This is a genomic window from Pauljensenia sp. 20925_1_25 (assembly GCF_041433955.1).
Lineage (GTDB): Bacteria > Actinomycetota > Actinomycetes > Actinomycetales > Actinomycetaceae > Pauljensenia.
Genome location: NZ_JAPWCL010000008.1, coordinates 83,786 through 94,313 on the forward strand (window position 1 = coordinate 83,786; position 10,528 = coordinate 94,313).

A 10,528-nucleotide genomic window follows, 5' to 3' on the forward strand; every position below is an offset into this window, starting at 1 on the left:
GTATTCCGCCATCGGTGAGGATGGCTGGAATGGGTCGGCAAAGTCGACGTCCGGACTCATCAGTGTTACATGTCCGAGGGCCACCATGCTGTCATCGTAGCCCCGCACTCTGTATTGCCTGTCATGTTGGGATCGTAGGGGACTGTCACGGAAAAGGTGAGCGGCGTCCCGGGTGTTAGCGTCGCTGTCGTGGTCCCCTGGTAGGGGGATGTCGGGTTGAAGCTCTTGTTCTTCTCCGTGGTGTAACCGATGACGGTCACGTTCAGGGGACCGAACATCGTAATGGTACTCGACTGCTTGACAGCGAGGGTGCCTTTGATCGTCGTGGTGACCTTATTGGCTGTGCACTCAGTCATGGTGATCGTAAAGTCGGCGTTGGACAGGGTGCGCTGCGCGTTTGCCAGTGCTTCTTTGTTCGAGCATTGAGAATGGATCGAGTCTTTGACGGCTTGTGTCGAGGAGTCGTAGGTCTTGATGATGTCGCGCATCGATGAGGCGTTGCTGCGCGTGACCGAATCGCACCAGGCGGCGGCGCTGGCGTCTACGTTCACGGAATCAAGGCGCGTTTTGGCGTCTTTAATGGCCTGGTCGATGGACGCCTTATCGGACTGGGCCTGTTCGGCCTGGGATGTGAAGGTCTCTGCCGCGTGTGTGCGCCACACGTTGATCCCGCCGACGACGGCGGACAGGGCGATGAAGATGACGGCCAGGATGACGCCTGCGACGGTTGTGGCGCGCAGGGGAGTGGGGGCGGTGCTCACTGCTGGGCCTCCTCGATCTGGCGGTTGACGTCGTCGAGCGTGGATTGAGCCCGGTCGCGTTCCTCTTGTGCGTGCCGTGCTTTCTCCTTGGCGTCCTCGTAGATTGCGTTGGAGTCGCCCAGGTGGGACCACGTGAACACGAGGACGCCGATGAAAGCGATGACCAAGATCCAGGAGGCGGCGCAGGCCAGCGCCCAGTGAGCGGTGGTGTGCTTCTTGGGGGCGTCCTGGGTGCTGGTCGCGCTGGTGTTCTCCATCGACGAGGCCGGGGTGGCCTCGGCAGCTAGGGTGGGACTGGGGGCGGGTGCTGAGTCAGTTTCCGTCGTGGGGGAGAGGGGGACCCCTCGTTTGGCGGTGAGCGGGGAGTGAGCCTTGGTGTATCGAGGAGCCGAGGCCTCGGCCCTGGGCGCGGGGACGGCGACGGTCCGCGCGCCCAGGCGTTGCCTGCCTTGGGGTGCGACGGCCTCATTGTGGGCGGGAAAGCGAGGTTTACTGACCGACTGGTTCTGCATCGCGTAGGGCATGACGTAGTTGGTCCACGAATGGCCGTTCCACCAGCGTAATTGGGGGGTGCCGCTCGGGTCCGGGTACCAGCCTCGCGCGGGCTCGCTCATCGTTGTTGCCTTCCCGTTACGAACAAAACTATTTCCTTGGTCAGGAAGTTTAGCCGTAGGAGGGATGGCGGGCAACTATCCGGTTAGATTCCCGTCGGCCAGAAACCTGTCGCGGCCGTGTAACAGTCAGCGCCCTCCAGGCCTGGGTTGGGGATGGTCACGCTGTAGGTGGTAGTTCCGCCCGACGGAATCGTGACGGTCGTCTGACCGAGTGCCTTATCTCTAATGGTAGGTTTACCATTCTTCTTCATATAGACACTGACTGTCAGATCAATATCGCCCACGTCAGACAGGGGCTGATAGTCAAACCACACATCACCCGAAAACGTCACAGTGTCGTCGGAGATTTCGCAGGTATCCGTCGAACCGACAAACTGGCGAGGAGCCGACGCGAGAGCGTCGACGAATTCCTTCTTCTTGGGGCAGTACTCGGTGATCGCGTCGAGCTGAGCCGTCGGCTTCATACTGAGTTCGCTTGCCTTCTCCTGCAGCAGAGAAACGCTCGAGTAGGCGGAGGTGAACTCATCGCACCAAATATGAGCCGACTTGTCGGATTTCGCGTTGTTGATCTCGTTGCGTACGTTCGCGGTCTCGGTCTCGGCATCCTTCTTCTGCGTCCGCAGGTTATTGGCGTCGGTGCGTGTTTGCTCCGCCTTGGCACTCTGAGAGTAGCTGGCGTAGCCCAGGGCAGCGGTCGTCACGAGTAGACACGCGGCGAGGAATGCGCCGACGAGCGTCAGGATCCTGTAGGTGCCCGGTGAGGACTCTGCGGGCTTGTTCGTTGCGGCGGGCATGGTCACTTCTGTGTCTCCTCAAGGTCCTTCTTCGCCTTGTCGAGGCCTGACTGCGCCTCGTTGTACTCACTTTGTGCACTGGCGTGCTCGGATTCCGCGTCGGCAAGTTCCTTGCTTGCGCGTGTGAAGGCCATGCCGGCGTACACGGCGGACGCGGCGAAGAGAACGACCGCGATCCACGCAGCGACCAAGCCGATGAACCAGCCGCTCGCGGTTCGGGGCTTGTTTTCCTGCTCGTCGCCTGCCTCGTTCGCTGAGTCCTCGGAGTCTGAGAAAACCGGTGTGATGCCGGTGTTCTGATAGGGATTGGAGTGAACCTTCGGTGCCTGCTGGGAGGAAGGAACGTGGGGTGAACTCATGCCTTGCTGGGTGGGCGTTGCCTGGGGGCAGGATGCGCCCTGGGGCTGGGGGACACCCTGCTGCATGGCGGTGTTGTACGGCAGAGGTACCCCACGCATGGGCGCGGGCGTGCCCTGCTGAGGCTGAGTGCCGGGCATGGGAAGGTACTGATCGGTCCAGATGCCGCCGTTCCACCAGCGCAGACGCGGGCTACCAGCGGGGTCTGGGTACCATCCGGGAACTGGTTGAGACATGACCATCCTTTCGGTTACTGAGTGCAGTCTATACCTAACGCGTGAGCCTTATAACGCGCGTATCGCACAGGTCGTGACGCCTGGTATTGCGCGTGACAGGTACCCTGAAAGGTATGGCTGCTCTCTTCTCGTCCTCACCCTTGCTCGCGCTTTTTCTCGTTGTCGCGTTGGGTGCGGCGATCGGAGCGATACGTATCGGCCCCCTGCGTTTTGGTGCGGCGGGAGCGCTCTTTGTTGGCCTCGCGGTCTCGGCTCTGCATCCCGAGGTTGTCAGTAACCACATGTCGATCGTCCAGCCGATGGGTCTGGCGTTCTTTGTCTATTGCGTCGGTATTTCCGCGGGCGCGACCTTCTTCCAGAATTTGCGTAAGCAGACGAACCTCCTCGCCCTCACGACAATTGTGTGTGTCGTGGGCGCGCTCATTGCCCTCGTTGGTGGTCGCCTCCTCGGCCTGTCTTCGGGCCTGACCTCGGGCCTCTTCACGGGTGCGCTGACGGCCGCTCCCGCCCTCGATACGGCCACTCGCCTCACGGGGGACCCGAACGCGGCGGTCGGATACGCCTTCGGCTATCCGGTGGGTGTCATCGGCGGCATCCTCATCGTGACGATCACCGTGACGAGGAAGTGGGTTGGCCCCAAGGACACGCCTTCCCTCGCGGGGTCCTCCCTGGAGGCCGTGAGTATTCGCGTGTCCAAGCACATCAACACGCGCGACATCGACGCGTGGCGCGACCAGCGCGTGCGCCTGTCCTACCTGCGTCGTGACGGGCGCACCCGCGTCACCGCTCCCGGCGAGGACCTGTTGCCGGGCGATCACGTCGTCATGGTCGGGGACCCCGAGTCCATCAAGGAGACGGCGCCACTCGTCGGCGAGATCCTCGACCACAACCTCGAGGACGACCGTTCCGACCTCGCCTTCGAGCGCATCGTCGTGTCCAACCCCGACGTCGCCGGCCGCAGCGTCTGCGAACTCAATGTCACCAAGCGCTTCGGTGCCGTTATCACGCGCGTGCGCCGTGGCGACCTGGACCTCCTGGCCCGCGACGACCTTGACCTGCAGCTCGGCGATCACGTCGCCGTCGTCGTTCCCACGGACGAGCTCGACGACATCGCCGAGTGGCTCGGCGACTCCGAGCGCCGCGTCGCCGAAGTCGACGGCATGGCCTTCGGCATTGGCCTCGTCCTCGGCCTGCTTCTGGGCATCGTGTCCTTCCCACTGCCCGGTGGCCAGGGCTTCCAGCTGGGCGCCGCCGCCGGACCCCTGATCGTCGGCATGCTGCTCGGCGCACTGCGCCGCACCGGACCGCTCGTATGGACCCTGCCCGCCGCCGCGAACCTGACGATCCGACAGATCGGCCTCATGCTGTTCCTCGCGGCCCTCGGCCTGAACGCAGGACCGCAGTTTGCGAGCCTGCTCGGCAGCCCCGAGGGCTGGCGCGCCGCCCTTCTCGCCGCCGTCATGGTCGTTGTGTGTTGCGCTATTCAGGCCCTCGGCGCGAAGTTCATCGGCCTGTCCTCCGCGCGCGCCGCCGGCGGCATCGCGGGCTTCCTCGGCCAGCCGGCAGTCCTGCAGGCCGCCGAGGCCCGCGTCACCGACGAGCGCATCGAGGCCGCCTACGCGACCCTCTTCGCGTTCGCGATTATCGTCAAGATCCTGCTCCTGCCGCTCATCACCTCCTTCCTGTGAGCGCCGTAGACTAGGGCCATGGCTACCCCCGACTTCGTCCTCGAGCTGCGCCGACACGTCGGCCACGCGCCACTGTGGATGCCCGGCACGACCGTCGTTATCGCACGCCCCGCTCCGGGATGTGCACCCATCGATTGGGAGCGACCCATCGCGCCCGAGGCCGTCGAAATCCTATGCGTGCGTCGCTCCGATAACGGCACTTGGACGCCGGTGACGGGTATCGTTGATCCGGGCGAGGAACCCGCCGTCGCAGCCGCCCGCGAGGCGTTGGAGGAAGCCGACGTGCGCATCGAGGTGCGCCGCCTCCTTTCCGTCGAAGTCGTCGGCCCCGTCACCTACGACAATGGCGACGTCACCACCTACCTGGACGTCGCCTTCGCCGCGCAGTGGGTGAGCGGCGAGCCCACCCCCGCCGACGGCGAAAATAGCGAGACCGCGTTCTTCCGCGGCGACCAGCTTCCGCCCATGAACGACCGGTTCCGCCGCGCTATCGTCAAGGCTTTGAGCGCCCGCCCCGACGCGGACTTCCTCACCGCCTGAGGACGTGTGACCCGCGCGCGTGCCCCGGCCTCGTTCCTGCAGCCGCAAAACTTCTTGTCTTTGTGTCAAACCCCTTGCGGGACTGAAGTCCTAGTGGTGGAATGGGGGTATGGACACTCCTAGCAAGATTGCATACACCGTCACCGCAGACTCCACCGGCGGCCGCGCCGGCACCTCCTCCGTCCCCGCGCTCGGCATCACCCACATCATGCGCGCCCCCAAGGAACTGGGTGGCCCCGGCGACGGAGCCAACCCCGAAGCCCTCTTCGCCATGGGCTACGGCGCCTGCTTCCAAGGCGCCATGGGCCTGGCCGCCAAGGAACTGGGCATCGACACCAAGGACTCCGTCGTGCGCACCACCATTGGCCTGGGCCCCGAGGGTGACTCCTTCGCCCTGACCGCCGACATCAAGGTCTTTATCCCCGGCGTCGAACTCGACCGCGCCCAAGCCCTCGTTGACCGCGCCCACCAGCTGTGCCCCTACTCCAAGGCCACGCGCGGCAACGTGCCCGTCACCGCCACCGCCGTCGCCACCCTCTGAGCGTGCCCGATAGACGGAAGAACCCCAGCCTCGCCAATCGATGGACGAGGCTGGGGTTTCTTCATGCGCTTAAGTGATCCTGGGCGCTCAGGCGCCGCTGGGGGTGCCGCGCGCACGGCGTCGCCCTTCGGGTTTGCCGGGCGCGGGCGATCCGGGCGCTCAGGCGCCGCTGGGGTGCCGCGCGCACGGCGTTGCCCTTCGGGTTTGCCGGGCGCGGGCGATCCTGGCGCTCAGGCACCACCGGGGCTTGCCGCGCGCACGGCGTCGCCCTTCGGGTTTGCCGGGCGCGGGCGATCCTGGCGCTCAGGCGCCGCGCCAGTACGCCGCCAGCGCCTTCGACAGCGTCAGCAGGTCATCGATATGGCTCATCTCGCGCGCCGAATGCATCGACAGCAGGCCCACACCCACATCCACCGTCAAGATCCCCAGGCGCGTCGCCGTGATCGGGCCGATCGTCGTGCCGCACGGCATCGCGTTGTTGCCCACGAAACTCTGCGAAGGTACACCCGCCGCCGCGCACGCCCGATTCCACAAGGCAATGCCCTCGCCGTCCGTCGCGTAACGCTGCTTCGAATTGATCTTGATGACCGGACCACGTCCCATCACCGGGCGGTTATCCGGATCGTGATGGCCCGCGTAGTTCGGATGCACCGAATGCGCCGCGTCCGCACTCACGCACGACGAAGCCGCCAGCATCCGCTCGAACCCATCCTCATCGCGGCCCAGTGCCGTCGCCGTGCGGCGCAACACCGTCTCCAAGATCGGGCCGACCGCGCCCGTGCGCGATCCCGAACCCACCTCCTCGTGATCGAAGCACATAAACACCGTGACGTCGCCGCCCGCGGGCACACCCTCCGCGGCGAGGCGCTCCAGGGCCACCAGGCCCGGGTGCACGCTCGACAGATTATCCTGGCGCGAGGCCGCGATGAACTGGCCCTTGTCGCCGAAGAAACCCGGCCCCTGGCTGGGGGTCAGGATCAGGTCGAAGGCAGCGACCTGCGACGCGTCATCCAGGCCCGCCGTGCGCGCCACGTACTCCAGCACGTTGCCATAAGGGTTATCCACCGTCCACACCGGATGCAGGTGCTTCTGCGGATCCAGCTTCAAGCCAACCGGATTCACCTCACGATCCAGGTGAATAGCCAGCTGCGGGATACGCGCAATCGGGCCAGTACGCGCCAAAACGACCTCGCCATTTCTCAGAATCAGGCGGCCCGCCAGCGTCAACTCGCGATCCAGCCACGAGTTCCACATCATGCCGCCGTACACCTCGACGTCGATCTGGCCCCAGCCGTCCGGCGTCGTCGACTGCACCGACGGCTTCACCGAAAACGCCGGCGAATCCGTGTGCGCGCCCACAATGCGGAAACCCGCGTCCTCGGCGACCGTCTCGGGCACGAACCACGCGGCCACCGCGCCCCCGCGCACCATCACGTGACCACCCGGCGACGCATCCCACGCGCCCTTCTCATCGACGCGCGTAAACCCAGCGTCGACCAGGCGCTGAGCCACGACCTCGGCCGCGTGATAGGGGGTCGGAGAATCAAGAAGGAAATGCTGATAGTCCACCGCGTTCGCGTGGACCTCATCCAATTCAAGCTGTGCCATACCCCCATGGTAGGACGCTCCGCATCGCCTATGCTTGACTCATGAGCGAGATTCCCGCATACACCCTGTCTGACGGCCTGGACGTTCCCGCGATCGCGCTGGGAACCTACAACCTGCGGGGCGCCTCGGGCGTGGTCTCCATAGTGTCCGGCGTCGACGCCGGATACCGCATGCTGGACAGCGCCTTCAACTACGAAAACGAAGGCGCCCTGGGTGCCGCCGTCCGCCGCTGCGGAGTCCTCCGCGAGGACCTGCGCCTCGTCTCCAAACTCCCCGGACGCCACCAGCGCTACGACGAGGCCGTCTACACCGTCGAAGAATCCCTCATGCGCGCCGGCCTGGACTACTGGGACATGTACCTGATCCACTGGCCCAACCCCAAGCGCGGCCTCTACGTCGAAGCTTTCCAAGCCCTGCTGGACGCGCGCGACCGCGGCCTGATCCGCTCCGTCGGCGTGTGCAACTTCCTACCCGAACACCTCGACCGCGTGCACGCCGAAACCGGCGAGTACCCCAGCGTCAACCAGATCGAGCTGCACCCCTACTTCCCGCAGGCCTCGGCGCTGGCCTACCACGAGCAGATCGGCGTGCGCACCGAGTCGTGGAGCCCGCTGGGCCGCAAGTGGCGCATCGTCGAAGACCCCGCGATCATCGCCCTGGCCGCTGAGGCGGGCGTGTCCGCGTCACGCCTCATCCTGCGCTGGCACTACCAGCTCGGCGCCCTGCCCCTGCCCAAGTCCGGTAACCCTGAGCGCCAGCGCGAGAACCTCGACATCTTCTCCTTCTCGCTGTCTTCTGAACAAATGGCGGCCATCAGCGCGCTCGGGCGCCCCGACGGTCGTCAGGCCGACCAGAACCCGGAGTACTACGAGGAGTTCTGACTTTCGGGCGGGGCTTGTGGCGCCACGGGTTTTCCGGGCACCGTCGGGTCCGGCCGCCCGCGAGATCGCCACACGCGAGCTTCGCTCGGAGTGGTCGATCTCGAAGCCCGCCCTGGCCCTCCGGACCCTCCGGCGCCCTCCAAACCAGTGGTGCATGGTCGCTGACGTGTGGCTTGGCGCGTCGTCTCGAAGTCCGGCCTGGCCCTGCCGCCGCCCTCCGGCACCGCGGCCAGGCCCCGCAGGCCCCGCGGCGGCCTCCACACCGCCGGCGCTTGGTTGCTGATCGTTCGCTTGGCGCGTCGTCTCGAAGCCCGGCCAGGCCCTGCCGCCGCCCACCGGCACCGAGGCCAGGCCCTGCAGGCCCTGTGGCGGCCTCCACAGCGGGCGGAGCTTAGCGCGGCCGGATGGTCCGCCTTGGTCCTGCCGCCGCCCACCGGCACCGAGGCCTGCCCGCCCGCTTGCTGTCCATGCCGCGAACTCTGCTCGGCACGTCGGCTTGAAGCCCGGCATGCCCCGCAGGCCCTGCGGCTGCCTCCAATCGGGCACGGACATCGGGATCCGCGAATGAGCTTGTTGCTCGGGGTATTGTGCCGCACGGGGAGGCATTGCGCTGTCTAGCTGCTAGTGCATTGCTTCCTGAACTAGTAGTGGTGTTAAGAGCTGATGCGTACGCGGATAGGTTGTTGCTTCATGGATAGGTTATGACCAGGCGGATAGCTTATTAGCCTATCCGCGTGATCATAACCTATCCGCATCGTCGCAACCTATCCGCATCGTCGGCTGCCAGGTCCTGCCGCCGCCCACGGGCGTAAGGAATAGGGTGCGAGTCTGTGGGGTTGTGCGCTCATCGCCTCAAACAAAGCGCCCGCCCTCGCGTTGCGCGGGGCGGGCGGCATCATAAGCCAGGCAAGCATTGCAACTGCTGCAAGCAAAGCGAGCAACACATGCAACGCGAGCGCCACAACCGAAACGATCGGCGCGAGCGTCGCGAGCTTACTTCTGCTCGAGCGTCACGCGGTACACGTTGGTCTCGCGCAGCTGGAAGCCGGCACGCTGGTAGAGGCGGTTCGCGGCCTCGCGCGAAGGACGCGACGTCAGATCGACGGTGCGCGCACCAACATTCTTCGCGTGCTCGACGGCTGCCTCCACGAGGGCGAAACCGGCACCCTGACCGCGGGCGGCCTCGTCGACGACGACGTCCTCCACCCACGCGCGCACGCCGGTGGGGATCTCGAAGGCCACCAGGGACAGCATGCCGAGAATCGGGCGGTTGCCCTGGGCATCCGCCTCGTCCGGGCGGAATGCGAATAGGTGCACGCTGTCCTGGGAGAGGAAGCGCTGCACGTCGGCCTCGCTCATGGGGGCGGCGGAGCGGGACAGCTGGGGGATCAGACGCCCCATGGCTTCGTGGATTTCGGGCGTGGCGGCGGTGATGAGTTCGACGGTCATGTTTCTCCTAACGGTTGGTCCAATTGTAGCGGTAAGGGGCGGTTAACCCGAGCGCTTGGGTGGTGCGTGGGATGAGTAATTGCGGACGCGTGACGTATAGTCCACACTTATGTTCTATGGAAACTAATTCCGCCATGATGGACGTCATCCGCCTCGAAGGTCCCTGCGAGATCGACGACATGCGGGTCTCGCAGCTCCCCGTCCCTCAGGTGAGGGACGGCTGGATGCGCGTGCGCGTCGAAGCTTTTGGCATCAACGAGTCTGAGTCCCACTCACGCCGGGGCCTCTCCGACCCGGATTTCACGTATCCACGGGTCCTTGGAATCGAAGGTGTCGGAGTCGTTGATGAGGTTGCGCCCGGCAGTGTCTTCCAGCCCGGCCAGCAGGTCGCCTTCATGATGGGTGGTCTTGGGCGCGAGTATGACGGCTCCTACGCGCGCTACACCCTGATCCCCGAGCGTATCGCGATTCCCTTCACGTCCGACCTTGAATGGGCGACGATTGGCGCGATCCCAGAGATGACGCAGACTGCGTACGGCTCGCTCGTCCATGCGATGCGTGCTCGCAGCGGTGACACCATCCTCGTGCGCGGAGGAACCTCGACGGTCGGCCTGATGGCGGTGCGCTTGGGCGTCCGCATGGGCATGACGGTGATCGCGACGACGCGCCGCGAGTCTGCCCGTCCGCTCCTGAACGAGGCCGGGGCCGCCCACGTGGTCATCGACGACGGGCGGATTGAGGGCAAGGTGCGCGCTCTCGCTCCGGGTGGCGTGGATGCGGCGCTGGAGCTTGTGGGGATCCCGGTGCTCGGCGATACTCTGCGTTGCGTGCGCCCCGGCGGCATGGTGTCGTTCACGGGGTCGCTGACGGACGTGTGGTCGATGAAGGACTTCTCACCTTTTGGCCTGATCCCCTCGACCGTGGGCCTCACGGTCTATCACGGCCAGGCCTGGGATCTGCCGGCGTCCGTCCTGCAGGAGGTACTCGACGCGGTGGCAGCCGGCGAGATGAGTGTCCCGATTGCGAAGGTTTTCCGCGGCCTGGAGCAGGTGCCCGACG

General features: G+C 65.5%; 11 protein-coding genes. 5 read left to right on the forward strand and 6 right to left on the reverse strand.

The window, feature by feature from the left end; translation table 11 throughout:
• Positions 1-65: 65 nt before the first annotated feature.
• The 4 genes from O3932_RS05380 to O3932_RS05395 all read right to left on the reverse strand — a co-directional run bounded on the left by O3932_RS05380 (position 66) and on the right by O3932_RS05395 (position 2,762).
• Positions 66-761 (reverse strand): hypothetical protein, encoded by a 696-nt coding sequence (locus tag O3932_RS05380; RefSeq protein WP_371536750.1) that lies wholly within the window; start codon positions 759-761, stop codon positions 66-68.
• The gene (locus O3932_RS05385) at positions 758-1,375 is read right to left on the reverse strand and encodes a DUF2510 domain-containing protein (RefSeq protein ID WP_371536753.1); all 618 of its coding nucleotides are present in this window, start codon (positions 1,373-1,375) and stop codon (positions 758-760) included. Before O3932_RS05385 ends, O3932_RS05380 begins: the two co-directional genes overlap by 4 nt.
• Positions 1,376-1,458: 83 nt before the next feature.
• Positions 1,459-2,169 (reverse strand): hypothetical protein, encoded by a 711-nt coding sequence (locus tag O3932_RS05390; RefSeq protein WP_156791883.1) that lies wholly within the window; start codon positions 2,167-2,169, stop codon positions 1,459-1,461.
• Between the two features lie 2 nt (positions 2,170-2,171).
• On the reverse strand, positions 2,172-2,762 hold the full coding sequence (locus tag O3932_RS05395; RefSeq protein WP_371536756.1) for a DUF2510 domain-containing protein: 591 nt from the start codon (positions 2,760-2,762) through the stop codon (positions 2,172-2,174).
• Positions 2,763-2,875: 113 nt separating this feature from the next.
• Here O3932_RS05395 and O3932_RS05400 point away from each other — a divergent pair, with 113 nt between their 5' ends.
• The 3 genes from O3932_RS05400 to O3932_RS05410 all read left to right on the forward strand — a co-directional run bounded on the left by O3932_RS05400 (position 2,876) and on the right by O3932_RS05410 (position 5,531).
• Complete coding sequence (locus O3932_RS05400; protein WP_371536759.1) at positions 2,876-4,450, forward strand: aspartate:alanine exchanger family transporter; 1,575 nt, start codon at positions 2,876-2,878, stop codon at positions 4,448-4,450.
• 18 nt (positions 4,451-4,468) lie between these two features.
• Positions 4,469-4,990, forward strand: coding sequence for an NUDIX domain-containing protein (locus O3932_RS05405; RefSeq protein WP_371536762.1), 522 nt, complete (start codon positions 4,469-4,471; stop codon positions 4,988-4,990).
• Positions 4,991-5,099: 109 nt separating this feature from the next.
• Positions 5,100-5,531 carry an Ohr family peroxiredoxin gene (locus tag O3932_RS05410; protein ID WP_009648997.1) on the forward strand — a complete coding sequence of 144 codons (432 nt, stop codon included), beginning with the start codon at positions 5,100-5,102 and terminating at the stop codon, positions 5,529-5,531.
• 303 nt (positions 5,532-5,834) lie between these two features.
• Here O3932_RS05410 and O3932_RS05415 read toward each other — a convergent pair whose 3' ends face one another.
• Positions 5,835-7,139, reverse strand: a complete 1,305-nt coding sequence (locus tag O3932_RS05415) for a M18 family aminopeptidase (protein WP_371536764.1) — start codon at positions 7,137-7,139, stop codon at positions 5,835-5,837.
• A 41-nt stretch (positions 7,140-7,180) separates the two neighbouring features.
• On the opposite strand from O3932_RS05415, the gene O3932_RS05420 reads away from it, so the two are divergent.
• Positions 7,181-8,020 (forward strand): aldo/keto reductase, encoded by an 840-nt coding sequence (locus O3932_RS05420; RefSeq protein ID WP_371536767.1) that lies wholly within the window; start codon positions 7,181-7,183, stop codon positions 8,018-8,020.
• Positions 8,021-9,013: 993 nt separating this feature from the next.
• Here the strand turns inward: O3932_RS05420 and O3932_RS05425 are convergent.
• Positions 9,014-9,469, reverse strand: a complete 456-nt coding sequence (locus O3932_RS05425; protein WP_009648122.1) for an N-acetyltransferase — start codon at positions 9,467-9,469, stop codon at positions 9,014-9,016.
• Between the two features lie 116 nt (positions 9,470-9,585).
• Between O3932_RS05425 and O3932_RS05430 the strand changes: the two genes are divergently transcribed.
• Positions 9,586-10,528, forward strand: a 943-nt coding sequence (locus tag O3932_RS05430) for a zinc-binding dehydrogenase (protein WP_371536770.1), incomplete at its 3' end; no start/stop codon positions are given.